Here is a 26,278-nt window from a genome sequence, read left to right as displayed (position 1 = left end):
CGGGACCCCCTCCTCAGAAGAGCTTGCCGGGATTGAGCAGCCCGAGCGGGTCGAAGGCCCGCTTGACGTTGCGCTGCATCTCCAGGCCGACCGGCCCGAGTTCGCGGGCGAGCCACTCCTTCTTCAGCACCCCGACCCCGTGCTCGCCGGTGATCGTCCCGCCGAGTTCCAGACCCAGCGCCATGATGGCGTCGAAGGACTCCCGGGCCCGCCGCGCCTCGTCCTCGTCCGCGGGGTCGAAGCAGACCACCGGGTGGGTGTTGCCGTCCCCGGCGTGCGCGCAGACGCCGATGAGCAGCCCGTACTCCCGGGCGACGGCCTCCGTGCCGGCGAGCATCTCGGCGAGCCGCGACCGGGGTACGCAGACGTCGTCGATCATCGTCGCGGGCCTCAGCGCCTCCAGGGCGGTCAGGGACATCCGGCGGGCCTGCAGCAGGAGTTCCGACTCCGCCTCGTCCTCGGCGGGGACGACGGCGGTGGCCCCGGCGGCGGTGCACAGCCGGCCGACGGCCGCGAGACCGTCGGACGCGTCCGGGGTGTCGAAGGCGGCCAGCAGCAGCGCCTCCGTGCTCTCGGGCAGCCCCATGCGGCCGAGGGCGTTGACGGCGCGGACGGTCGTCCGGTCCATCAGCTCCAGCAGCGAGGGCGCCAGCCCCGCCTCCATGACGGCGCAGACCGCTTCGCAGGCCGCCGCGACGGAGGGGAACTCGGCGGCCAGCGCCAGCTGCCGGGGCGGCGCCGGCCGCAGCGCCAGCACGGCCCGGACGACCACGCCGAGGCTGCCCTCGGAGCCCACGAAGAGCCGGGTCAGGTCATATCCGGCGACCCCCTTGGCGGTGCGCCGACCCGTGTGCAGCAGCCGCCCGTCGGCGAGGACCACGTCGAGGCCGAGCACGTACTCGGCGGTGACCCCGTACTTGACGCAGCACAGGCCGCCCGAGGCGGTGCCGATGTTGCCGCCGATGGTGCACTGCTCCCAGCTGGACGGGTCGGGCGGGTAGTACAGGCCCTGTTCGGCCACGGCCCGCGAGAGGACCGCGTTGACCACGCCCGGCTCGACGACGGCGATCCGGTCGACCGCGGAGATCTCCAGGATCCGGTCCATCTTCACGAGGGACAGCACGATGCAGCCGTCCGAGGCGTTGGCGGCGCCCGACAGGCCGGTACGGGCGCCCTGGGGGACGACCGGGACCCGTAGGGCGGTCGCGGTGCGCATCACGTGCCGTACCTGGTCCACGGTGCGGGGCAGGACGACGGCGGCGGGCGTGCCGGCGGCGCAGAAGCTCGCCATGTCGGTGGCGTAGGAGGCGGTGACCTGGGGATCCGTGAGGAGGGCCTCGGGCGGGAGCCCCTCGCGCAGGCGCGCGAGGAGCCGCTGCGCGGAGGGGTCCTCGGGGCACTGGTCGGAGGACCCCTCGGGGGACTCCTCGGGGGACTCCTCGGGGAACTGCTCGGGAGACCGCTCGGAAAGCCGTGCCGACAGATCGTCATCCATGGGGCCAGCGTGACAGCCGGGGCCATCGGTGTGAACACGGCCGCGACCGGCTTCGGACACCTCGGCGAACTCTTCATATTGACGCACAGTGAGCGCATGGACGGTTTCGACGAGCATTCGCAGCAGCCCGCGCCGCCCGTGACCTTCACCGGCCGCAAGACGGTGGTGGCGGCCGCGGTGGCGGTGGTCCTGATCGCCGGGGCCCTGCTGATCCGACCGGCCCGCACGGGCGACGACGCCCGCCCGCCGGGGCCGAGCGAACGGGCCGCGTCGGCGGTCGGCGTGGGCGCCCCGGCGGCCGCGGTGGACCTGACGGCGCTGGTGGCGGACCGGGAGAAGTGGGTCGCCGCGCACGCCGACGACGACGCTTCGTGGGCGGTGCTCGGGTCCGCGTACCTCGAACAGGCGCGGCGGACGGCCGAATCGGACTGGTACCCGAAGGCGGAGAAGGCGCTCAAGCGGTCGCTGGACACCCGGCCCGCGGAGAAGGGCAACTTCGACGCGATGACGGGCATGGGAGCCCTCGCCAACGCCCGCGCGGACTTCGGGACGGCGAAGAAGTGGGGCGAGCTCGTACGGGCGCAGGCGCCGCGGCGCTGGGCGGCGTACCCGGTCCTGGTGGACGCGTACACGGGCCTCGGCGACTACAAGGCCGCCCAGAAGGCGCTGGAGCAGCTGTCGGAGCTCCGCGAGGGACTGGCCGCGCACCTGCGGGCCGCCCAGGTCTACCGGGACCGCGGCTGGCGCGAGGACGCGGTGGTGTCGCTGGAGCACGCGGCGGGCGCGGCGAAGGCGCCGGCGGAGAAGGCGTACGTGCTGTACCGGCTCGGGGAGCTCGCCTTCGAGCGGGGTGACGCGGCGGAGGCGCTGCGCCAGCAGGAGGCCGCGCTGCGCACGGACCCGGCACGGGCGGAGGCCCTGGGCGGCCGGGCGCGGGCGCTGGCCGCGCTGGGCCGGGGCGGGGAGGCGGTACGGGACTACCGGCTGGCGCTGGGCCGTACGCCGGAGCCGCGGCTGGCGCTGGAGCTGGGCGAGCTGCTGGACTCGCTGGGACGGCCGGAGGAGGCCCGGGTCCAGTACGAGGCCGTGTCGGTGCTGGCGGCCCGCGGCGAGGCGAACGGCGTCAACGAGGCGGTGGTCCTGGGCCTGTTCGAGGCCGACCACGGGGACGCGGGCGCCGCCGTACGCCGCCTGTCGGCGGAGTGGAAGCGGCACAAGAGCGTGCAGGTGGCCGACGCCCTGGGCTGGGCACTGCACCGCGGCGGGGAGGACACGGCGGCCCTGGAGCACGCGAAGAAGGCCACCGAGCTCGGGCTGCGCAGCGCGGAGTTCGCCTACCACCGGGCGATGATCGAGCGGGGCCTGGGCGACGAGGCGGCGGCCCGCCGCCACCTTGAGGAGGCCCTGCGGACGAACCCGGGCTTCTCCCCGGTCCGCGGCCCCCTCGCGAAGGAAGCCCTCGCCACGATCGGCCAGCCGCCCTCGGGCGGCCCGGAGAACATGCAGCCCCGTACACCGTGGGTGGCCCCCGAACTCCCGAAGCCCAACCCCCCGAAGCCCAAGCCGAAGCCGACCCCGGCGAAGCCGAACCCACCGAAGCCGAGCCCCTCGACCACCTGACGGAGGAAGGGTGGGGTGGGAAGGGGCTCCGCGCAGCGGCAGCCCCTCCCCACCCCACCCTCGGCGGCGGGCCGGCCCGGGCCCCTGGGACCCGGGCCCGCGCGGCCTACAGGTTGCCGCGCTTCTCCTGCTCCCGCTCGATCGCCTCGAACAGGGCCTTGAAGTTGCCCTTGCCGAAGCCCATCGAGCCGTGCCGCTCGATGATCTCGAAGAAGACCGTCGGACGGTCCTGCACCGGCTTGGTGAAGATCTGCAGCAGGTAGCCGTCCTCGTCACGGTCCGCCAGGATCTTCAGCTCGCGCAGCTCGTCGATCGGCACGCGCGTGTCGCCGACCCACTCGCCCAGCGTGTCGTAGTACGAGTCCGGCACGGACAGGAACTGGACGCCCGCCGCCCGCATCGTCCGCACGGTCGCCACGATGTCGTTCGACGCGAGCGCGATGTGCTGGACGCCGGGGCCGCCGTAGAACTCCAGGTACTCGTCGATCTGCGACTTCTTCTTCGCGATCGCCGGCTCGTTGATCGGGAACTTGACCTTCTTGGTGCCGTCCGCGACCACCTTCGACATCAGCGCCGAGTACTCGGTCGCGATGTCGTCGCCCACGAACTCCTTCATGTTCGTGAAGCCCATGACCTTGTTGTAGAACGCCACCCACTCGTTCATCCGGCCGAGCTCGACGTTGCCCACGCAGTGGTCGATGGCCTGGAAGGTCCGCTTCGCGGGCGGGGCGACGATCGGCTCGGCGGCCGCGTAGCCGGGCAGGTACGGGCCGTCGTAGTCGGTGCGCTCGACCAGCGTGTGACGGGTCTGGCCGTAGGTGGCGATGGCGGCCAGCACCACGGTGCCGTGCTCGTCCTTGACCTCGTACGGCTCGTCCAGCCCGCGCGCGCCCTGCTCGACGGCGTACGCGTACGCCGCGCGGACGTCGGGGACCTCGATGGCGAGGTCGATGACGCCGTCACCGTGCTCGGCGACGTGCTCGGCGATGAAGCGGCCGTGGTCGGTCGTCGGCTTGATGACCGAGGTGAGGACGAAGCGCGCGGAGCCGTTGGTGAGGACGTAGCTGGCGGTCTCGCGGCTGCCGTTCTCCGGTCCGGAGTAGGCGACGAGCTTCATGCCGAAGGCGGTGGAGTAGTAGTGCGCGGCCTGCTTGGCGTTGCCCACGGCGAAGACGACCGCGTCCATGCCCTTCACCGGGAAGGGGTCGGCCTCACGCGCGGTGTGCGGGGTGGTTTCGAGGTTCACCAGAGACTCAGTCATGAGCGCAGAGTCCCGCCCTTCCACAAGCTGCGCAATAGTTTCCATTTCTGCTGTACACAATGCTCAGCACCGGCGCAGGATGGCTGAGAGATCTGTGCAGTATGACCAGCCGAAGGAGGGAAGGTTCCCATGGGCATCGACGAACTCGACGGCAGGCTCATCGTCCTGCTGGCGCGCGAACCGCGGATCGGGGTCCTGGAGGCCTCGCGCAGGCTGGGCGTGGCCCGCGGCACGGTGCAGGCCCGCCTCGACCGGCTCCAGTCGAGCGGGGTCATCCGCGGCTTCGGCCCGCAGGTCGACCCGGCGGCCCTGGGATACCCGGTGACGGCCTTCGCCACGCTGGAGATCAAGCAGGGCCAGGGTTCGGACGTACGGACCCACCTGGCCGGCGTGCCGGAGGTACTGGAACTGCACACGACCACCGGGACCGGGGACATGCTGTGCCGGCTCGTGGCGCGCTCGAACGCCGACCTCCAGCGGGTGATCGACCGGGTCGTCGGCTTCGAGGGGATCGTCCGGGCGTCGACGGCGATCGTGATGGAGAACCCGGTGCCGCTGCGGATCATCCCCCTGGTGGAGCAGGCGGCGCACGAGGGCTGAGCCGTCCGGGGAGTTCCAAAGAACTCGTTGCAAAGAAACCCTTGCATAAGATTCTTTGCAACTCTACTGTTGAGCCATGCCCGAAAACGCAGCGAGCGCAGAGAACACCGAAACCGCAGAGAACGCCGCATCCGGCGCCCCGCAGCAGAGGCCCGCGCACGAGCCCAACGTCCGCACCCTCGACGCCCGTTCGCTGCGCGGCCTCTCGCACCCGCTGCGCATCCGCCTCCTCGGCGCCCTGCGCCGGGAGGGGCCCGCCACCGCCTCGCAGCTCGCCGAACGGCTCGGCGAGTCCAGCGGAGCCACCAGCTACCACCTGCGCCAGCTCGCCGCCCACGGCTTCGTCGAGGACGCTCCCGAACACGGCAAGGGGCGCGAACGCTGGTGGAAGGCCTCGCACGACGGCACGCGGTTCGACGAGTCGCTCATGTTCGCGGACGACCCCGAGACCAGGGGCGCGGCCGACGTCTTCCTGGGCGAGATCATGAAGATCCACACGCAGGAGCTGAGCACCTGGCTCGGCGAGGCCCACGAGTGGACGGCGCAGTGGAGGCGCGGAGCGGACCTCAGCGACTTCACGCTCCGCCTGACGCCCGAGCAGAGCCACGAGCTGATCCACCGGATGCACGAGCTGATCAACAGCTACCGCGACCTGCCGCCCGTCGAGGACAGCGAGATGGTCCGCGTCCACACGCACACCTTCCCGCGCCGCACCGCCTCCGAGTAGTCCGCCCCGACGGTCCGCGCACCCCTGCCCGCCCTCCGCAGAAGGAGTCCTGCCATGCACGCCTTCCCGTTCGCCGAGATCCACGCCGAGATCCACGCCGCCCGCACCGCCGAACTCGCCGCCGAGGCCGCCGCCTGGCACCTCGCGCACGAGAGCGCCACCCCCGGGGCCCCCGCCGTCCACGCCGCCCATGCCGTCCCGGCCCTGCGCAACCGGCTGGGCGAGGCCCTGATCAGCGCCGGACTGCGCCTGATGGAACCGGCCCACGTCCACGCCCGCGTCCGGCAGCACGCGGCATGAGCGGCCCCGACAGGCGCCCCTTCACCGCACTCCTGGCCGCCAACACCATCTCCATAGCCGGTAGTTCGCTCACCCTGATCGGCGTCCCGTGGTTCGTGCTCCAGACCACGGGCAGCGCCGGCCGGGCCGGGGTCGTCGCCTTCTGCGCCACCCTGCCCGTGATCGTCGCCGCGCTCGTCGGCGGCCCGCTCATCGACCGGATCGGCCGCCGCCGCGTCTCCGCCGCCTCCGACCTCATCTGCGCACTCGCGGTCGGCGCGATCCCGTTGCTCCACTTCGCGGGACTGCTGGAGTTCTGGATGCTGTGCGCGCTGATGGCCGTCAGCGGCCTCGTGCACACCCCGGGCCTGACCGCCCGCAACGTCCTGCTCCCCGCCCTCGCCGAGCACGCCGGCACCACCATCGGCCGGGCGTCCAGCCTCTACGACGCCGTCTCGCGCGGAGCCCGCATGCTCGGGGCCGCCACGGCCGGCCTGCTGATCACGTTCGTCGGCGCCGAGACCGTCCTGCTCCTGGACGCGGCCTCCTTCGCCGTCTCGGCACTGCTGATGACGGCGTTCGTGCGCGGGGTCGCCGCCGCCGACCCGCAACTCGCCCCGGAGAAGGTGACGTTCGGCGCCTACCGGGCCGACATGGCCGAGGGCTGGCGCTTCCTGACCCGCTCCCGGCTCCTGATGGGCGTCACCCTGATGGTGATGATGACCAACGGGCTGGACCAGGGCTGGAGTTCGGTCCTGCTGCCCGTGCACGGCCGCGAGGACCTCGGCAGCGCCGGCGCGGTCGGCCTGATGATCTCCCTGTTCGGCGGTTCCGCCCTGCTGGGCGCCCTGCTCTACGGGGCGTGGGGCGAGCGCCTCCCCCGCCGGGCGGTGTTCGCGGTGGCCTTCCTCCTGTGCGGCGCACCCCGCTACGTGACGGCCGCCCTCACCGACACCGCCCCACCGCTGGCGGTCGTCATGGCCCTCTCCGGCCTCGGGGCGGGCATGCTCAACCCGATCCTCGGCACGGTGATGTACGAGCTGGTCCCCGAGGAACTGCGCAGCCGCGTCTCCGGCGTGACCATGGCGGGCTGCGAGCTGGTGATGCCCCTGGGCGGCCTCACGGCGGGCCTCCTGGTGGACGCCTCAGGCATCGCGCACGCCCTCCTGGCCTTCGGCGCCGTCTACTTCCTGACCACCCTGACCCCGCTCCTCTTCCCCGCCTGGCGCGGCCTCGACCGCACCCCGCCCGGCCCGCTCAGCAGGCCGGAACCTCCCCGCCCCGCTGAAGCGCCCGCAGCGAGTCCGTCTGCCTCTGAGCCATCCCAAGCCTGAAGCACCTCGCCGACACCTCAATATTTCCGCCATCAACCTCAAGATCGAGGTGACGCTCGCCCCGCTCCCCTCGCCTTCCACCGCCACTACGCGCACCGCTTCAAGGAGCGCTTTATCCGATGAGGGTGCTCTGACTCAGTCAAGGAGAATGGCGGAGCAGTAGGGCGAGAACATCATGTCGACTGACCCATGAATGAGCGCGTCACCTCAGCGACGAACGCCTGGCCAAGCACCTCTAGAACTCGTCGGCCACGTATCGATGTCTACACACGCATTCGACTCCGCCCTCAACGCCAAACCATCAACACCCTCCACTCAACCAGCGATTGCCATGACGGCACACTCACCACAGCCATACACTTACACTATTGCCGCCATTTCCACCAAAACCACGGACGCCCTCCCGGAAGGCTCGGGAGGGCGTCTGCTTGCTTACTCAGACAGCTTCACTAGGCGCCTGGCGGCATGACGAATCCGTTGATTCACCCAATTAGCAGTGGACAATTCTCGAAGAATGCCCAAATCACCTTGCGAGAGATCCCTTGCGGACATCCAATGAACCGCTCGCTCGACCCAGTAATTACTTCGACTTCCGACTGCCATCACCAGTACATCTTCAACGGGAACCAGATTCTGAAGATTTTCAACTGAAATCTGAACTCGTTCAGCAGCAGAAGTCAAATCCGATCGAAATGATGACTCATCTTTATCAAGAATCGTCACCCATGACGAGGGAAGATCCGTCGCCGATGATTCCACTGGACCATCGAGTCGACCGAGCGTCCACACACCCTGCCTATCGAGCCCCAACCAAATTTTGGTCCTGCTGATCTGCATCAGCGGCAGCCACGTAACGACTCCAGCCTGACCTGGATAGGAGGAGACGATCCAGCACCTCCCAGGCACGGCCGATAGCTCAGCAGTGAGATCGCCCGCTGTCACCGAAGCCACCCCAAGAGAGGAGCACCTTGGGACGTCACCTTACTCACCAATTCATACCCTCAGTGTGACTCACGGATATTCCGTGCCGGTTCATGAAGCTCTGGAATTCCTTTCTTTTCGAAGCATCCCAGTTCATCCCATAATGGCCGGACCATTCATTGGTTTGCAACTCCCCACCGGGCCCTCGTCGTAGCCGTCCCCCCACCATGGCAGATTTGTCCGCACCAATGGCATCCCCAAGAGAATCATGACCACCAACCCCTTGATCGGCGCCAGTTGCGAAACGCCCCGTAGTCGGATCGAAGACGAAGTCTCTTGGCTCGTTTGGGCTGAAATTCTTCACCGCACCGACCGATTTCACTCGGTCGCTCACTTCAAGAACACCCTTGGCCGCACCACTACCGTCAATAACACATTTCGCGTTATGGACGAGTATCGGCGTGGCCCCTGCCAGTACATAGTACGTGTGGAGGTCTTCGATTGTCAGGTTGAACGTCTTCGCGCGCTGGGAATACGGGTCGTTCTTGACGAGGATTGCTGTACCGCCACCCTCGACCATCACCGACATCCCGGCCGTCAGATCGCCAGCGGTAACCCAAGCGTTCTGGGATGGCGACCAGAAGGGGTGCTCGTGTGTGGCGGTGAGTTCCTCGACCCCCTTCTCTGTCGCAATGGCAAGCTTGTTGAAGTGCTTGTCGTCTTCCGTGACGATCAGCTGGGTTACGCGACGCTTTCCGGTCTCCCCCGACCTCGGGTCGGTAGCGATGACGTAGTCGCCGACCTCGATCGTCTCGATGGCCTTGGATTTGCCATCACCCATGACCACTTGAGTGCCCGCGAGGAAGCAATTGCAGCCGCTACCCTTGGCGGGCTTCGTCCGGGTACCGTCCCGAAGCCTTATGCCGCCGCCGGATCCTCCGGGTATCTCATAGGGCTGGACCTCGCCGTTCACGAGCTTCGCAGCGATATTGAGCTCGGCGTAGTATCCGAGATCAGCGCAGTCGGTGGCTTCGCAGGCGTTCAGCAGCGCCGTCGTCTGCGCCGTCCAGATCGTCCCCCGTTCATTGTTCACGACAAAACGGAGCTCAATGGTGAGCTGCTTCCGGTATTCCTTCACGAATTTCGGCGAGGCGTTCTTGGGAAGGCGGAGCGGCTTGTCGCTCTTGTCGAGCCATACCTGATCGTTGACAGTCGGCCTGTAGACGGCGGGGGTACTGTCGTAACCGCCCGTCATCCCGTTGGGGCGGGCCGGGTCGTTGACGGACAGATTGTCGTCACGTGGGTTGTAGTGGCCGCCGCAGTTGCCGTTCAGGCAGTCCCGCTCGATCTCGCCGGTGGGATCGCTGAGAGAAACGGGGTTGTTGCTGGAGTACACGTACCCGTGGAGCTGCTGCGAGCTGGAGAGGTCCATCAGCGGATCCACGGAGATGAAGCGACCCGTCAGAGGGTCGTATTCGCGGGCTCCGAGGTGGGTGAATCCGCTGTCCGCGTCCTTGGTTCCACCGACGAAGCCCTTGTCGCCGGTCCAAGCTGTCGACTGGGTGCCCCGTTCCTCACCGAAGATCCCCGTCTTGCGACGCTCGACGGTCTGCGTCGCATCGGCGCTGATCTGGGTGGTGCCTGTGCCGTGGTGGTCGGCCAGGGTGAAGGTGAGTTTGCCGCCCGTACGCATCGCGACGCCGCCGTAGTAGCGGGTCCCCGTAACCTTGCCGGACTTGTCGAGCTTGAGCTCGTTGCCGCCCGGGAGGTAGAGGGTGACGCCGGTCGAATCCTTTCGGAGCAGACGCTGGCCGGCAGTGTCATAGGCGAACGAGTTGCTGGACGTGCCCTGGTCGAGGGCCTTGAGGTGCCCCTCGGCGTCCCACTCCAGGTACTGGGTCTCGGCTGTTCCGATCCTCCGGGTCTTGGTGTTGCCGGATGCGTCGTAGGTGAAGGACTCGTCCCGTGCGTCGGTGCCCGATTGCGTGACCTTGGTGAGGTCGTGCTTGCCCGCCGCCGGCGCCGCGTACGTACGGACCGTGTCGGAGGCCGCCGCCGGATCCGTCTTGTGCTTGGTCTCCGTCTTCCGGTTGCCCACCGCGTCGTAGGTGTAGGTCGTCCAGTAGGCGTCCGGTCCGCCGACGACCGCGTCGGATGGCTTTGCCGCACAGGTTTCACCCTGATTGGTCCATGCCTCGACGATGCGGCGCAGGGCATCGAGACCGACGCACTGGGTGTCCGTGGTGCGGTCCGAGTCCTGGCCGTAGGCCGTGGCGATGGCCGTCAGGTTGCCCGCGGGGTCAGCGGTGTAGCGCGTGTCGTCGAGCCTGTTCGGTGCTGCCTCCCGATCGTTGTAGGACCGCGAAACCATGCCGGTGTGTTCGTCGTATTCGGTCGAGGTGAACACCCTCTGGCCAGTAGCTCCCAGTTCCTGGCGGATGCTGCGGCCGTAGTGGTCGTACGTCATCGCCGAGACGAGCCGGCTGTTGCCCGCACCCATGGTGTTGAGGAGGCCGGAGACCGGTCTGTAGGTGCTGCCGACCGTCTCTGCAGGCAGATCTCCCATGGCCGGCTGCTTGGTCGTAAGGAGCTGCCCGGCAATGTTGTAGGTGTTCGTCCACTTGTACGTGCCTGCCAGTGCCCCGGCGTCAGGTGCCGCCGGGATGTTCACCTGTGCTTGCAGTGGCTGGTAGAGGTTGTCGTAGACCGTGACTTCCGACTCGTAGGCCCGACCGTCGATGTAGCGGGTCGACTTGCTCAGGCGCCCCTTGGCCACGGTGTCGTAGAGGTTCGACGTAAGGACCGTTCCGCCTTGCTTGACCGCCGTGGGGCGTCCGAGCTCGTCGTAGTCGGTGTGCAGGGTGATTCCACGGGCGTCGGTCACGTCCGTGGCTTTGCCTGCCGTGTCATAGGCGGTCTTCGTGGTGCCCTTGTCCGGGTCGTTCACCTCTGACTGAGAGCCACGTACGTCGTAGGTGTACGTCCACTGGGCACCGCTCGGATCGGTGACCTGGGCCAGACGTCCGAGCCTGCTGTACGTGTACCGGGTGGACTGCGACGTCATGCGTCCCGGGTCGGTGTACTGCTTGAGTTCGACCGTCCGACCCAGGGCATCCACGACCGTGGTCGTGGAGGTACCGCCCTGCGGCGGGATGACCGTGGTGGTGTCACCGCCGTAGCTGGTGGTGGTCCGCTTCGTCTCCACCCCGAACTTCTTGGAGATAACCGCCGTGGGGCGGTCGGCACCGTCGTAGATCGTGTCGACAGACGCGGGATAGGCACTCTCCAGGCCGGTCGTGAGCTGCGCCTCGGGAAGGCCGTTGGCGTAGTAGGTGCCCGAGTTCCGCCAGGGCCGGCCCTTCGTGTCGTAGAACGTCTCGGTGATCAGACGACCCGAAAGGTCGGGCGACGCGGTCTGGGACTGGCGCTGGCGCAGCAGTCCGTCCTGGATGGAGTAGTCCACCGAGTACTGGTAATCGTGAGTCAGCGACTTTGAGACGACGACGTTCGGGCCGTCGTTGCGGATCACGTACTCGAACTGGCGGCTCGGCTTGTCCGGGTTTCCGGCTGCCGACCAGTTGGGCAACCAGACCTTCGAGGTACGCCCGAGGGCGTCATAGGAAGTCGTGGTCACCTTGCCGTTGGCATCGGTCACCTTCGTGGACTGCCCACGCAGGGGGTCCAGCTCCGACGACACCGCGTGGCCCTTCGGGTTCGTCACGACCATGGTGGTCGCGACTTCTCCGGTGGCGGGCGTCAGGGCGATGGTGGTGAGCCTGCCGTACGCGTCGGCGATGGCCAGCTGGCGCCCGTAGGCGTCGTAGCAGAGCTGGTCCTTGGTGGCGCCGCAGGTGCTGGGGACCGAGGAAACGGTGTCGTAGCCGTCGCCGTTCGCGTTGATCGTTTCGGTCTTGGTGAGCAGGCCGATGCCCGGCAGGGTGCCGAACGCCCCGTTGTCGAAGTAGGTCCGGCTGTCAGAGATGACGTCCGTCGGCCGATTGACCGCCGTGCCGCAAGGCGCGGCCACGGTCTCGACACGGCTCACCTTGTCCAGGATCCAGCTCGCCGTGTTACGGGCATAGCTACTCGTCGTGCAGGTCTCGTCGCCGCTCTTCGCGATGTCGCCGGACTGGGATTCCCAGTCGACCATGCCGTAGTCGTCATAGTGCCGGGTGACTTCGGTCGTACGGGTCCCACCGGTCACAGCGGTACGGGTGGAGGCCTTCTCGACTCCCGTCCTGTACGACACGAGGTCGGGCAGACCGGGCCTGACCCGCCTGGCCACGATGTCCGAGCGCCAAGGGGTACTGGAAGTCGCGGTGAGGGGTTTTCCGGTGTCGTCACCGTCGTAGGTGGCCGACTCCCGGGGCCGCCCGGCGAACTCGGGGCGGTCGGTGACCGCCGCTCCGGTGCCGTCCTTGACCTCCTTGCCGTCGAGACCGCGGAAGTAGCGCATCTCGGTCAGGGACTTCGGATCGTCGACGGCACCGACGCGGACCTGTACGCGCTCGTATCCGCGGGCGACGGAATGGACGCGATCCTCAGACTTGGTGAACTCGTCCGTGCTCTTGTCCCAGGCTGCTCCGCCGAGGTAGCTGTACGAGGTCACCTTGTCGGGTGAATCGGCCAGGTTGTCGCCTTCCACGACCTGGCTCACGACGTAGGTGTTGAACCAGTCCAGCTTCGCCGTCTCGCCTTCGAAGGCCCATTTGACCGGATAGCAACGGGTGGCGTTCGTAGCGTCCGCCGCGGGCAGCGTGGCGGTGGTGCAGTCAGGCTGCGAGTAGGTGACGCCGATCGTGCCGCCGGACTCCGTGGTCACCTGGTAAAGGCGCAGGCGGATGAAGGGGGCGAGCCCATCGCCCGTCTTGTCGACACGGTTGGCCTTCTGCTCACCCGCGAAGCTGACGGGAGGCAGGGTCACGTCGGGGGCGTCGCCGGCCTTGGCCGTGCGGGTGATGGACTTCAGCCACAGGGGTGTGGAAATGCCGTCACCCGAGGGCGGGAAGCTCTGCTCCAGAGCCCAGGAGTCAACGTCCTTGTACGTACCGCCGGTCAGAACCTTGGTGTTGATGCCCGTGAGCCGCATGCGCGACCAGAAAGTGGGCGAGAACTGGTTCTTGCACTCTGCGGAGCCGTCCTTGCAGAACTGGTCGTAGGGTGCATCGGGCCAGTTCTTGGCATTGGCCTCGTCGAAAGTCCCGCAGGTGGTGAGGCACCGCTCCGACACGTCGAAGGTGACCTGCCCCATGGCCTTGGCGCCGTAGACCGACCCCGCGCGCAGGCCGTAGTCGATGTGATCGAGCCAGCCGCTGCGCGTGTAGGGGGTGACGGTGCCCTTGCCGGTCGTCTGGGAGACGTTCCGCCCGTAGTTGTTGCTCTCCGCCTTCCAGTAGTAGGCCATGGCGCTGCCACCCGGGGCCACCACGTAGTCGAGCTGCCACCGCCAGGCCTGCTGGCACCAGGCGCTCGCGAAGGAGGCGTTGTAGCAGGGCTCGCCCGCCTGATTGCCGTAGACGGGAACCGTCCAAGCGGAGTTCGTCGTGGGCGTGGACCCGTCCTTCCAGCCCGGAAGACGGTTCAGACCGAAGAAGTACTGCATGCCGTCGGTCGTGGTGATCTTCCAGTGCTCACCGTCGTTGTCACCGTTGGTGGCACCGGTGAGCTTCTCGACCTTCTCCCCGGAATCGGACGCGGGGTGCCAACCCTTCCCCTGTTCGAAGACGAGCTCCGTGGACTTGCCGTTGAGCGAGAGCGTGGCGTTGTCGTTGAACCAGCACTGGTCACCGATCTTGGCGGTGCTCGTACTGCCGGTCTTGTCGTCGACACACGGCTTGTACTTGCGTTCGATGAAGCCTGGATCCCAGGACCAGCCGTCGCCGATCCATGACGCCTGGGTGTTCGATGCGGCAGTGCGGCCGTCGACCGACTGGGAGTTGTAGTCCAGGGAGATCTTCGGCACAAGGCCGCCCGGTACGGCAGGTGTCGCGACGTTGTACGACCAGGAGAACGCCCCGGTGGATCCACCGGCGTTCCAGGAGCCCGAGGGCCCCATCGGCGTCGCCTTGTAGTCGCCACTCGAACCGGAAGCGCCGGCCGTCGCCGCCAGGACCATGCCCGTGGATCCGGCGGCAGCCGCCGGTGCGGCCCACAGTCCGGCGGGCTTGGCCGCCTGCGGCGCTGAACCCGGCACGGTGACCTGGGCCGTGAGCTTGCCCGAGCGGGTGTCGTTCCGTGTCTCCAGGAGCTTCTGACTACGGCACTCAGGACGGTCCGGCGTGGTCAGCGCGCAGGCCGGGAGTTCCACCAGGTGCAGGCGGGAGGCGTAGTCGCCGCCGTAGGCGTCACGGAAGCCGTTGTAGTCCACCTCGACCCTGGCCGACGCGGGCTGCTGGGCCCCGTCCGAGCGTCCTACCGACAGCAGCAGGCCGTCGATACCCGCCTTACGGGCGCCGTCCCGGGCACTGACGGCGACCTTCACCTTGGCCGGTGCCGCGACGCCGCCGCCCGGTGCGGCGTGCACCGCGACCGGGAACTTCCCGTCCGGCAGGGAGCCGGACCCGGCAGTAGAAGCCTGCCCGCCGGAGGCAATGGCCTTGGTGGCCGTGCCCGACGCCAGGTCCACCTCGGCCGAACTCGCTGCGGGCCAGGCCACCTTCGGAGCCCGCCACGGTCTCTCCACCGCGGCATCGGGCTTCTTCGTTCCGCCGGTCCGGACCGGCGCCACCGGTACGGCCTTCGGCTGCTTGAGCTCGGGAAGTAACGGTCCACCTTTGCTATCCGCTACGGCCACCACACTCGGTAGCAGGCCGGAGAGGACCACTGCGGCCAATGCCGCGGAAAGCCCTCTCATTCGAGATCGTCTCACACCCCACCCCACATTTCCAGGAAATTACCGGCGCAGACTAACAGCCCCAATTCGCGAGTCCGACACGCCGACACTGGCTTGAATTCGAGGTTGCGGAACGCCAATTGATACAAAACATATCTCCCGGATCAAAACGCCACATTAAACCCCAGAAGCATCGAATCTTGCAGGTCACAGGGTGCCTCTGCCGCGGCCGGTCGAGTACAGTCGCCGCGAATATCGAATGATTGGAGTTCGGGTGAAAACCGAAAGACCCCCCTCCGGAAAGCTTGGCCGGCAAGGGATGTCGAGAGCCATTTCCATGACTCTCATTGGCGCAATAGCAGCTAGCGGTTTGGCCGTATTACAGCCTGCCACCGCGGCTGTCGCCGCCACCGACCCGGTGGCCGACGGCTCCATGAGCGCGGAGGACTTCGCTCTCGCCAAGGCCAAAGAAACTGGTCAGCCCTACGAGCTGACGTCGGCCCGGACGGGTTCCTCGGACACCTGGGCGCTGCCCAGCGGCAAGTGGTCGGTCAAGCGCTACGGAACGACGGTGCGGGTGCGGCAGGGCGGGGTCTGGGTCGCGTCCGACCCGACACTGCGGTTCGGCTCGGACGGAAAGGTCACGCCGAACGCGTCGGCCGTCTCGATCGCCTTCTCGGGCGGCGGTATGGGCCCCCTGCTGACCGGCGTACGGGACGGACGGACGCTGTCGCTGACCTGGCCCAAGCCACTGCCGAAGCCGACGCTGGCCGAGAACGTGGCCACGTACCCGAACGTCCTGCCGGACGTGGACCTACAGCTCAAGGCCGAGGTCGAGGGCTTCTCACAGCTGCTGGTGGTCAAGACGCCCGAGGCGGCGAAGCATCCGGATCTGGCGCTGTTGAAGTTCAAGCTCGACACGGTTGGTCTCAACGTCACCAGTGACCCGACAACCGGACTGCTGACCGCGGTCAACCCTGCCGGGCAGAACGTCTTCACCGCCTCGGCCCCCATGATGTGGGACTCCACGACCACCGGAGCCGCCCCCGCTCCCCAGGCCCGCTCGGCGGCATCTGCGCGCTCCCTGGCCGCCGATCCCGGACCCGGCGGCGGAGCGCCCTCGGACGCGTTCGTGACGCCGTCAGGGGCCAAGGACGCCCAGATGCCCACGACCGTCGCCGGCGACGCCCTGGAGATCCGGCCCGACCAGGCCCTGCTGTCCAGCGCTCAGACGAAGTACCCGGTCTACATCGACCCCTCGGTCGCGTGGGGCGAACGCCAGAACTGGGCCTGGGCCTACCGGAGCTGGCCGAACAACTCGTACTGGAACACCAAGCAGGACGTCCGGGTCGGCTACGAGAGCGACACGAACGGGCTCTCGCGCTCCTTCTTCCAGCTGGACACCTCGAACATCAAGGGGGCTCTGGTCTCGAAGTCGACCTTCCGCGTGAAGGAGACCTGGTCCTGGTCCTGCACGGCGACTCCGGTGGAACTGTGGACCACCGGCCCCATCTCGTCCAAGACCACGTGGAACAACCAGCCGGCCAAGGGGGCGCGACTCACGACCGTCACCGCCGCCAAGGGCTACGAGGGCTGCGCACAGGGCAACCTTGAGTTCGATGCCACGGAGGCGGCCAAGGAATCCGCCTCCAAGGGCTGGGCGAGCGTGACACTGGGTCTCTACGCCTCGAACGAGGGCGACGTGTACCAGTGGAAGCGCTTCGACCCGAAGACGATCACGCTGGAGACGGAGTACAACTACCCGCCGCATACTCCGCGGAACCTGGGAACCAACCCCTCCGCTACCTGCGGTTGGGGCCCTGTGGGTGACCTCATCGGCGATGCCCACGTGAGCCTGTTCGCGACCATCGAGGATCCAGACAGCGGGAATCTCGAAGCCGAGTTCCAGCTCTCCAAGCTGTCGCTGATCGGACCTCCCGGCGAACGAGGCTTCAAGGTGGTGGCGACACAGTCAGTCCCGACCAACAACGGCAAAGTCGCCACCTGGAGCGTTCCGGATTCGACCCTGCCAAACGGCATTTACAAGTGGGCAGTCCGTGCCAAAGACCAGGACAGGACGTACTCCGACTGGACAGCCTGTACGTTCAGGATGGACCGCTCACGACCCAGCAAGCCTCCTGTGATCAGCTCCCCCCAGTTCCCGGATGGCAGAAACGGATGGCCTGCCACCACTGGCAAGGCCCGAACCGCAGGGGCGTTCACTTTCTCCGCCAATGGTGTCACCGACGCGAAGGAAGTCCTCTACTACACGGACTCCGAACCAGCACCGCAGGCCGTCGCTCCCGGAACCAGCGTGAACATCACACCACCGGGGGCCGGCCCACACTTCGTATACGCGATGACCGTTGACAAGGCTGGCAACCGTTCCGACACAGCCATCTACCTCTACTATGCCAACCGCTCCCAGTCCCAGGACGGGCCGAACGACCTGAACGGCGACGGTATCCGGGACATCTGGACGGTCGACTCCCAAGGCAGCCTGCTCACGTACGCCGGCCAGGGAAACGGCAAGTTCTCAGCCGCCGCCAAGGGCGGCGTCTCCCTCAGCGGGGCCCAGATCGGGACCCAGGGCGACTGGGACGGCGACGGCTACAACGACCTCGTCGCGCTGCGGCAGCCGTCCGACATGGCTCAGAGGAAACTCTGGACCTACCCAAACAACGGTCTCGGCTCGGTCGTCAACAACCCTGTCGAACTGACCGTAGCCTGCCCAGTAAAGGACCCCGCCATCGGTTGTGACTACGGAAGCGACTGGAACGGCGACGACCACTGGCACAACGCCGATCAGATCATCACGCCCGGCGACCTCAACGGTGACGGGGCACCCGACCTTCTGGTCAAGCAGGACAAGCAGCTCTGGGCCTACTACGGCAGCATCTTCAACACTCTCGACAGCAACGGCGAGCCGGTCCTCGTGGGCAACGGCGACTGGGACAAGTTCACCGTTGTCGCACCCGGAGATCTGAACGGTGACGGCGTACCCGACCTGTGGCTCCGAGACGACGCCTCCGGCGATGTCTTCCGCACTCTGGGCAGCAAGGGCCCCAATGGTCTGCTCGACCCCACCACCTGGGGAGGCGCCGCCAGCCGTGTGAAGATCGCCACGGGCATCGGCAAGAGCGCCTACCCGAAACTGGGTTCGGCAGGTGACGTCACCTCGGACAAGCTGGCCGACCTGTGGGCTGTCGACGCCAACCAGCAGCTGGCAACCTTCAACGGCACCGGAACCAGCCAGCCCCTCAATGTCACGGGCATCAATCAGACGCCGTCCTTCCTCGGCAACCTCGTCGCGCCCAAGGCGCAGTGGAACTTGACCGGCCCCTCCAGCAGCACCAGTACGCCCAGTAGTGTCGGAGACTTCCCTGCGGAAGCAGCCGGGATCACATGGCCCACCGCCTCCATCGCCGGACGGAACACCCCGTACGCCGCCTTCAACGGGCCCGCATCGTCCATCAACACAGCGGAACCGGTCGTGGATACCAGGCAGAGCTTCACCATCAGCGCCTGGGTGAAGCCGGGGGCCAGCGGTGCCGTCATCAGCCAGGACAACAACCGCAACAGCGCCTTCGCGATCTTCGCCGATCCCAACTCGAAGAACTGGGCCTTCGGGCTCACCTACGCCGACGTCGACGGCTCCGCGTACGACTGGTCCACCAAGACCGTCAACGACGCGGCCAGGTACACCCCTGACGCCTGGCAGCAGCTCACCGCCGTCTACAACGCCGAGACCGGGCTGATGAGCCTCTACGTGAACGGCGCGCTCGCCTCCGTCGGCCACCACAACGCGGCTACCAGCCCCGCTCCAAGCGGCCCCCTCGTCCTGGGCCGGTACAAGGAGAACGGAAGGGCCGACTACTACCACGAGGGCCTCAAGGGCGGCGTCAGCAACCTGGCCGTCTACCCCTACGCTGCCCCACCCACAGCGCCCGGAGCCACCGGCCCCATCTCCCTGGCCGCCAAACCGAGCCATTGCATGGACAACGACAACGGCCGGCCCGTCGACGGGAACAGGATCCAGGCCTGGGACTGCAACACGATCGGCGGCGGCAACGCCCAGAAGTTCGACATCCGAGCCGACGGGACCATCCGCCACCAGGACAAGTGCCTGGACGCCACCGGCGCCGGTACCGCCAACGGCACACCGATCCAGATCGTGGGCTGCCACAACCACCCCGCCCAGCAGTTCCTGCCCCGGGCGGACGGCAGCCTGTACAACCCGGTCTCCGGACGGTGCGTGGACGCGAGCAACATGCAGAGCGGCACCCAGCTCTACTTGTGGGACTGCAACGCCACCAACCCGCAGCGCTGGACCATTCCGGCACTGAGCACAGCTCCGCTGCCCGTACCTCTGTGGTGACCTGGGTGAGCGTCTGACGACGAGCGGGCGTGTCCGGGAGCCTCAGGCACCTGGACACGCCCGCTTGGTCCGTTCGCCCCTGGTCCTCGCTGTCAGCAGGCCGGAACCTCCCCGCCCCGCTGAAGCGCCCGCAGGGAGTCCACCGCGCCCGACAGCGAGGTGACGGGGATCAGCCGCAGCCCCTGGGGGAGTTCGGCCTTGGCGTCGGAGCATTCCGCCTTCGGGACGAGGAAGACCGTCGCCCCGTCGCGGCGGGCCGCCTGGGTCTTCAGGCCCACTCCCCCGACGGCGCCGACCGTCCCGTCGGCGGTGATGGTTCCCGTACCGGCGATGGTGCGCCCGCCGGTGAGGTCGCCGCCGCTGCCGTCGCCGTCGAGCTTGTCGACGATGCCGAGGGAGAAGAGCAGTCCGGCGCTGGGGCCGCCGACGTCGGCGAGGTTGAGGTCGGCCTTGACCGCCTTCGGGTCCTTGTGGAGATATCCGAGGGCGGCCTGGGCGGCGGCCGACTGGGACTGCGTCATCTCCTCCAGGTTGTGCTGCTCGATCTCCTTGTCGCTTCCGCCCGACGGGTAGACGGCCCCCTTCGGCATGACCGCCCGGGCGCTGTCGAACCAGTTGCCGAGCAGCTCGGGCAGGGTGACGGTGCTGGAGGGGCCGGTCGCCTGGATGGTGGTCATCCGCAGCTGGCCCTTGGTGTCCCGGGTGGGCGCGCCGGTGACGGTGATGACGGGCTTGCCGTCACGGGCGCCGAGCACGTCGGCCGTGAGGCCCGGCTGGGCGATCACGAAGGGCAGTGGCGCGAGGGCGGCCACCGCGAACAGCGCGGCTACGGGCACGGCGCAGATGGCCAGGGCGGCGGGACGCGGCAGACGTGTGAGGCGAGAGAGCACCCGGCCAATCTATCGGGCCGCACAGCGGTGCCCGCGTGCCCGTGCCGGTGGCGGCCATGTCCCGGGGCGCGGGTGTCCGAGGAGCCGTACCCCGGGGAGCCGTGCCCCAGGGCGCGGGGTGTCCGGGGCGCGGGTGTTTCGGGGGCGCGGCCGTCCGGGTTGCCGACGTCCGCGGCGCGGCCGTCCGGGGCGTACGGCCGTCGAGGCTCTGCCGTCCGGGCGCGGGGCCGCCGGGCGCGGGGCCGCCGGGGGCGGTCGGGGCGGTCGGGACGCCCGGGGTCGCCGGATCCGCCGCCCGCCCGTCCCCTCACGGCCGAGTGACCCGCACCTGGTAGCTGCCGTCGCGCAGCTCGCCCACCACCGAGACGCTGACCCCCGCCTTCTCGTCGGTGAAGGTCTCGCCCGGCCGGTACGGCGCGTCCGACAGCTCCGCGTGCACGTTGGGCCGCCGCGTACAGCCGCCGCTCCCGCTCGCGCTGTCCGCGACCGTCACCGGGCCGCGCCCGGTGTCCACCTCGGAGTCCACCTTGTAGATGAGCACGCCGGGCTTGCAGACGGCCTCGTCGTTCCCGGCCCGGGTGCGGACCTCCACGGCGTACCCGGCGCTCTCCGACAGCGGGACGAAGGCCAGCTTGGTCCCGCCCTCGACGGCCAGCGGCGTCAGGACGTGGTCACTGACCCCCGACTTCGAGGCGCAGCTGATCTGCGAGCCGTCGAGCCAGCCCAGCTTCCACTTGTGCCAGCCGAGGAGGTCGTTGTTGGCTCCCCAGTCCTCGCTCATGATGTCCCAGTGGCCGACCGTGCCGCCCCCGTCCGGGGTGTAGAGGTCGGGCAGCCCGAAGACGTGCCCGTTCTCGTGCGGGAGCACCCGGTAGCCGGTCTCCCGGTAGGTGCCGGAGCCGTCGTCCTGCCGGCTGTAGACGAAGGACGTGTTCGCGAGCGGCACCCCGTCGGCCATCGGGGCCTCTCCGTTGCCGGAGAAGGTGACCGACAGGACGGTGTCCAGGGCGGACGGTCCGGCGTTCGGGGTGACCAGGATGTTGATCAGGTCGTACCGGCTGAAGTCCACCTCGGAGTCGGCGGCCCGCGCGATGTGCTCGACGAGCTGGCGGTACCCGGGCTCGTAGGCGGAGCCCCGCTCTATCCCGTACGCCGCGAAGGGCATCGGCATCCGCAGCCAGTTCCGTATCGGGGCCTCGGCCCGGTAGGTGAGCCGCCCGTAGGAGCTGGTGCGGAACCAGTCGGAGGTCTGGGGGAAGAACTCCGCCAGCCGGTCCAGTGCCGAGCCCTCGCCCTTGGCGTCCGGGAAGTCGATCATCAGGTTCAGTGCGCGGACCTCGCCGGTCGACCGCGAGTACCCGGGGGGCGTCGGCAGGCCCTCCGACATCTGGACGCCCATGGTCCCGGCGATCCGGCAGGGCGCCAGGACGGACTCCGCGCTGGCCGCGACCGGGCCGGAGGCCGAGTGTCCGCGGCCGGATATGCCGGTGCTGGCGGTGGCGGTGAGGCCCAGGGCCAGTGCCGTCAGGCCGATGTAGGCGCCGGTGCGGCAGGGTCTGCGTATCCGGTGGCGGGTCTGCGGCATGGAGATCGCCTTCGGGTCCGCGGCAGCCGGCCGGGTCCGGACTGCGCTCTGTGCGCTCACCCTCCGTCGGCCGCGGCGCACCCGCCCGTCGGAAGCGCCCAAACGAGACGAAACAGCCCAAATTTATATGTGGTCGGGGTCACACTCAAGAGTGAAATAACCGGGGACGCAATCCCCGTTTGCATGGGAGTCCCGCTAAGCGGGGACCGGCTCCCCGTTTGGCGGCGCCGATTGGCCCGTACGAGTCCCAGCCCCAGGGAGGCCCCGGATGAAAAGCCCCAGCCGTACGCCGGCGACCGCCCCCGAGGCGTCCGTGGACCTCGACGCCCCCGCCGCCCGCTCCGCCGCGGCCCCCGGCCGGGTCCCCAAGCCGCGCGCCGACGCGGTGCGCAACCGGGAGCGGATCCTGGCGGCGGCCCGCGAGATGCTGGTGGAAACCGGAGCAGAGGCCCCGCTCGACGAGATCGCCCGCCGGGCGGGCGTCGGCAACGCCACCCTCTACCGGCACTTCCCCGACCGGGCCGCCCTCGTCCACCACGTGGTGCTCTACGTGATGGACCGGGTCACGGCCCAGGCCGAGGACTCCCTGGCCGAGGAGCCCGACGCCTTCGCCGCGCTCTGCCGCTTCACGCACGCCGCGGCCGACGAGCGGATCGGCGCCCTGTGCCCCATGCTCTCCGCCGACTTCGACCACGAGCACCCCGAACTCCTGGCCGCCCGCGACGCGTTGGGGGTGGCCGTGGAGAGCCTGGTCGCCGCCGGCCGGCGCGAGGGGCTGCTGCGCACCGACATCGGCGTGGGTGACCTGATGGTGGCCCTGTCCCAGCTCAGCCGCCCCCTGCCGGGGACGGACTGCATGGGCGCGGACCGCTTCGCCCACCGCCACCTCCAGCTCTTCCTCGACGGGCTGCGGGCCCCGGCTCGATCCCAACTGCCCGGAGCCGCAACCACGTTGCAAGACCTGCGGCGTAAAACCATGTGACGCGACCACCCGGCGTCCCCTAGCTTCGATATCGCATTTCGGTCTTTTCGTTTCTCAGTAGTTCTTTTCAGTCATTCCGCACAGTGAAGTGGGTACCCCCATGTCCAAAACAGCCGCGGCCCCCGCGCCGGCCGGCGCCGATCCCAGTCGCTGGAAGGCCCTGGTCTTCATCGCGCTGGCGCAGCTGATGGTCGTCCTCGACGCGACCATCGTGAACATCGCACTCCCCTCCGCCCAGACCGACCTCGGCATCTCGGACGGCAACCGCCAGTGGGTCATCACCGCGTACGCGCTGGCCTTCGGCGGACTGCTGCTCTTCGGCGGCCGCATCGCCGACAAGTGGGGCCGCAAGAACGCCTTCATCACCGGCCTCGCCGGCTTCGCCCTGGCCTCCGCGCTGGGCGGCGCGGCGACCGGTGAGGCGATGATGCTGGGCGCCCGCGCCCTGCAGGGCGCCTTCGGCGCGCTGCTCGCCCCGGCCGCGCTCTCCCTGCTGGCCGTCAGCTTCACCGACGCCAAGGAGCGCGCCAAGGCCTTCGGCATCTACGGGGCGATCGCGGGCGGCGGCGGCGCCGTCGGCCTGATCCTCGGCGGCTTCCTCACCGAGTACCTCAACTGGCGCTGGACCTTCTTCGTCAACATCCCCTTCGCGATCGTCGCGGCCGCCGGTGCCTGGATGGTCATCCGCGAGCCGGCCGGCTCCCGCAACAGCGCCCGCCTCGACGTCCCGGGCGTGATCCTCTCCACCCTGGGACTGGTCTCGCTCGTGTACGGGTTCACCCGCGCCGAGTCCGCGGGCTGGTCGGACGGGATCACCGTGTCCCTGTTCATCGCCTCCGCCGCGCTGCTGCTGGCCTTCGTGGCCGTCGAGTCCAAGGTGAAGTCCCCGCTGCTGCCGCTGCGCGTGCTGCTGGAGCGCAACCGCGGCGGCGTCTACCTGTCGCTGGGTCTCGCCGTCATCGCGATGTTCGGCCTGTTCCTCTTCCTGACCTACTACCTCCAGGTCGTGAAGGGCTTCTCGCCCGTCAAGACCGGCTTCGCCTTCCTGCCGATGATCGCGGGCATGATCACGGGCTCCACCCAGATCGGCGCCCGCCTGATGACCCGCGTCGCGCCGCGGCTGCTGATGGGGCCGGGCTTCCTGCTCGCCGCCACCGGCATGCTGCTGCTGACCCAGCTGGAGGTCGGCTCCTCGTACCCGGCGCTGATCCTGCCGGCGCAGCTGCTGCTGGGTCTGGGCATGGGCACCGCCTTCATGCCGGCCATGTCCCTGGCCACGTACGGGGTGAACCCGGCCGACGCCGGTGTCGCCTCGGCCATGGTCAACACCTCCCAGCAGGTCGGCGGCGCGATCGGCACCGCTCTGCTGAACACCATCGCCGCCTCGGCGACCACCGCGTACCTGACCGACCACGCGGCGCAGGCCGCGGCGGGCGGCGCGGCCGGGAAGCTGGTCCAGGCCCAGGCGATGGTGGAGGGCTACTCCGCCGCCATCTGGTGGGCCGTCGGCATCCTGGCGATCAGTGCGACCATCGCGTTCACACTGATCAACACGGGCCGCCCCGGCTCCGGCGGTCCGGTGGCCGGCGGCGCGGGCGCCGACTCCGAGGACGCCGGGCTCAAGGTCCCGGTGATCGCCCACTGACGGGGGCGCAGCCGGTACGGGAATGACTGAACACCCCGCTTCGTTCAAATTTGAACGAAGCGGGGTTAGTCTTTGTGGAGCGGTACCGCACCGCCCGCCGCGGCCCCGCACCGATGACCGAGGAGCGCCCCGATGACCACCGCCACCCCCCGCATGCCGGCGCTGTACCTCAGTCACGGGGCCCCGCCGCTCGCCGACGACCCGCTCTGGCCGTCCGAGCTCGCCGCCTGGTCCGCGGACCTGCCCCGGCCGCGCGCGATCCTGATGGTCTCCGCCCACTGGGAGGAGGCCCCGCTCGCCCTCGGCGCCGTCGAACCGGTGCCGCTCGTCTACGACTTCTGGGGCTTCCCCGAGCACTACTACCGCGTCCGCTACGGGGCTCCCGGCGCCCCGGAGCTGGCCGCCTCGGTCCGCAAGCTGCTGCGGACCCCCGGCACCCCCGTCCAGGACATCCCGGACCGCGGCCTGGACCACGGCGCGTACGTCCCGCTGGTGGAGATGTACCCGGACGCCGACATACCGGTGCTCCAGATATCCCTGCCCACCCTGGACCCGGCCCGGCTCATGGACATCGGCCGCAAGCTCGCCCCGCTGCGCGACGAGGGCGTACTGATCGTCGGCAGCGGCTTCTTCACCCACAACCTGGCCGCCCTGCGGCACACCGGCCCCGGCGTGCCCGGCTGGTCGGCGGAGTTCGACGCGTGGGGCCGCGAGTCCCTGGCCGCCGGCGACGTCGACGCCCTGCTCGACTTCGAGGCCAAGTCCCCGGCGGGCCGCCTCGCCCACCCCCGCACGGAACACTTCGCCCCGCTCTTCGTCACCCTCGGCGCCGCCGAGGACGACCTCCACGCCCAGCGGACCCCGGTGGACGGCTTCTGGATGGGCCTCTCGAAGCGCTCCCTCCAGTTCGGCTAGGCCCCCCGGCGGGGCCCGGTGATCTCCTCGCCGATGGTGAACCCCTTGGCGGGGCCCTCCGGCACGGTGGCGCCGGACCCGTAGGCGCTCCTGACCTCGTCGGCGTAGATGGCCGCCTCGGGATCGGGTGCGCTGAGCACGGTGACGGTGCCGCCGTCGTCGTAGTCGTCGATCAGGACGTAGACGGGGATCCCCGCGCGCGCGTAGGCGCGGCGCTTGCGGGTGCGGTCGCGGGTGATGCCGTCCCCGCCGGGGGAGACGACCTCGACGATCAGACGGACGGCCGAGGCCTCGATCCCGAGGCCGTCCTCGGTGACGTGCTCCTCGGCGTCCTCCAGGGTGATGAACACGTCGGGGATCCACACCTTGCGCTCGTGGATGACGTTCATGTCCTGGCGGGCGACGAACCCGCTCCGCGCGAGCAGGACGACCAGCGCGTCCCGCAGCCGGTTCGCGACCTGTCCGTGTGTGTAGCGGCCCGTGGGTGACACCTCGATGAACCCCTCGATGATCTCGGCGCGGTAGCCCTCGGGGAGTTCCATGGCCTTCCATGCCTGCCACAGGACGTCGTCCAGGTCCGACGGGGCAGTCGTGACCCTCGGCATTGCGGCCTCCAGCGTCTCGTGGGCGAGGGCGGTCATGGTTCAGCACCTCCTTCAGTGTGGGCGTCGCCGACCGGGCGGCACAAGCGACCCTCCGACGCCAGGGAGGGGTGTCCCGTGCCGGTGGGATATGCCGAAAGCTCACCCGGACGGGTGGGGGCGGGGGCCGGGCAGGAGTGAAACATCCCACTTGTGACGTATTCGGGCATTCG

At 68.8% G+C, this 26,278-nt stretch carries 15 protein-coding genes; 9 read left to right on the top strand and 6 right to left on the bottom strand.

Going from position 1 to position 26,278, the window contains the following annotated elements; genetic code table 11:
• Window positions 1–13 precede the first annotated feature (13 nt).
• Window positions 14–1,495 (bottom strand): FAD-binding oxidoreductase, encoded by a 1,482-nt coding sequence (locus ACEPPI_RS03370; RefSeq protein WP_373913750.1) that lies wholly within the window; start codon window positions 1,493–1,495, stop codon window positions 14–16.
• Between the two features lie 9 nt (window positions 1,496–1,504).
• Here ACEPPI_RS03370 and ACEPPI_RS03365 point away from each other — a divergent pair, with 9 nt between their 5' ends.
• Entirely contained in the window at window positions 1,505–3,115 is a 1,611-nt protein-coding gene (locus tag ACEPPI_RS03365; RefSeq protein ID WP_373913749.1) for a hypothetical protein, read from the top strand.
• Window positions 3,116–3,221: 106 nt separating this feature from the next.
• Here ACEPPI_RS03365 and hppD read toward each other — a convergent pair whose 3' ends face one another.
• Window positions 3,222–4,376, bottom strand: a complete 1,155-nt coding sequence (gene hppD, locus ACEPPI_RS03360; protein ID WP_373913748.1) for a 4-hydroxyphenylpyruvate dioxygenase — start codon at window positions 4,374–4,376, stop codon at window positions 3,222–3,224.
• A gap of 129 nt (window positions 4,377–4,505) precedes the next feature.
• Between hppD and ACEPPI_RS03355 the strand changes: the two genes are divergently transcribed.
• The 4 genes from ACEPPI_RS03355 (at window position 4,506) to ACEPPI_RS03340 (ending at window position 7,316) form a co-directional block, all read left to right on the top strand.
• Window positions 4,506–4,976 carry an Lrp/AsnC family transcriptional regulator gene (locus tag ACEPPI_RS03355; protein WP_373913747.1) on the top strand — a complete coding sequence of 157 codons (471 nt, stop codon included), beginning with the start codon at window positions 4,506–4,508 and terminating at the stop codon, window positions 4,974–4,976.
• Window positions 4,977–5,052: 76 nt separating this feature from the next.
• Window positions 5,053–5,703 (top strand): ArsR/SmtB family transcription factor, encoded by a 651-nt coding sequence (locus ACEPPI_RS03350; protein ID WP_373913746.1) that lies wholly within the window; start codon window positions 5,053–5,055, stop codon window positions 5,701–5,703.
• 54 nt (window positions 5,704–5,757) lie between these two features.
• Window positions 5,758–6,003 carry a hypothetical protein gene (locus tag ACEPPI_RS03345; protein ID WP_373913745.1) on the top strand — a complete coding sequence of 82 codons (246 nt, stop codon included), beginning with the start codon at window positions 5,758–5,760 and terminating at the stop codon, window positions 6,001–6,003.
• Complete coding sequence (locus ACEPPI_RS03340; protein WP_373913744.1) at window positions 6,000–7,316, top strand: MFS transporter; 1,317 nt, start codon at window positions 6,000–6,002, stop codon at window positions 7,314–7,316. Before ACEPPI_RS03345 ends, ACEPPI_RS03340 begins: the two co-directional genes overlap by 4 nt.
• A 985-nt stretch (window positions 7,317–8,301) precedes the next feature.
• Here ACEPPI_RS03340 and ACEPPI_RS03335 read toward each other — a convergent pair.
• On the bottom strand, window positions 8,302–15,060 hold the full coding sequence (locus ACEPPI_RS03335) for a polymorphic toxin type 43 domain-containing protein (protein WP_373913837.1): 6,759 nt from the start codon (window positions 15,058–15,060) through the stop codon (window positions 8,302–8,304).
• 379 nt (window positions 15,061–15,439) lie between these two features.
• Here ACEPPI_RS03335 and ACEPPI_RS03330 point away from each other — a divergent pair, with 379 nt between their 5' ends.
• Entirely contained in the window at window positions 15,440–19,447 is a 4,008-nt protein-coding gene (locus ACEPPI_RS03330) for a ricin-type beta-trefoil lectin domain protein (RefSeq protein ID WP_373913743.1), read from the top strand.
• Window positions 19,448–19,539: 92 nt separating this feature from the next.
• Here the strand turns inward: ACEPPI_RS03330 and ACEPPI_RS03325 are convergent, their stop codons facing one another.
• Entirely contained in the window at window positions 19,540–20,337 is a 798-nt protein-coding gene (locus tag ACEPPI_RS03325) for a S16 family serine protease (protein WP_373913742.1), read from the bottom strand.
• Between the two features lie 307 nt (window positions 20,338–20,644).
• Window positions 20,645–21,922: a M6 family metalloprotease domain-containing protein gene (locus ACEPPI_RS03320; RefSeq protein WP_373913741.1), complete on the bottom strand. Its 1,278-nt coding sequence runs from the start codon at window positions 21,920–21,922 to the stop codon at window positions 20,645–20,647.
• Between the two features lie 268 nt (window positions 21,923–22,190).
• Here ACEPPI_RS03320 and ACEPPI_RS03315 point away from each other — a divergent pair, with 268 nt between their 5' ends.
• The 3 genes from ACEPPI_RS03315 (at window position 22,191) to ACEPPI_RS03305 (ending at window position 25,464) form a co-directional block, all read left to right on the top strand.
• Window positions 22,191–22,904, top strand: a complete 714-nt coding sequence (locus ACEPPI_RS03315) for a TetR/AcrR family transcriptional regulator (RefSeq protein WP_373913740.1) — start codon at window positions 22,191–22,193, stop codon at window positions 22,902–22,904.
• 100 nt (window positions 22,905–23,004) lie between these two features.
• A complete protein-coding gene (locus tag ACEPPI_RS03310; RefSeq protein WP_373913739.1) occupies window positions 23,005–24,549 on the top strand; it encodes an MFS transporter in 1,545 nt (514 codons plus the stop codon).
• 132 nt (window positions 24,550–24,681) lie between these two features.
• A complete protein-coding gene (locus ACEPPI_RS03305; RefSeq protein WP_373913738.1) occupies window positions 24,682–25,464 on the top strand; it encodes a dioxygenase in 783 nt (260 codons plus the stop codon).
• Here ACEPPI_RS03305 and ACEPPI_RS03300 read toward each other — a convergent pair.
• Window positions 25,461–26,105, bottom strand: coding sequence for a Uma2 family endonuclease (locus tag ACEPPI_RS03300; RefSeq protein WP_373913737.1), 645 nt, complete (start codon window positions 26,103–26,105; stop codon window positions 25,461–25,463). The genes ACEPPI_RS03305 and ACEPPI_RS03300 overlap by 4 nt on opposite strands.
• Window positions 26,106–26,278: the final 173 nt, after the last annotated feature.

The organism is Streptomyces sp. AB3(2024) (genome assembly GCF_041862025.1).
GTDB lineage: Bacteria > Actinomycetota > Actinomycetes > Streptomycetales > Streptomycetaceae > Streptomyces.
This window is presented reverse-complemented; position numbering and strand designations above follow the sequence as displayed.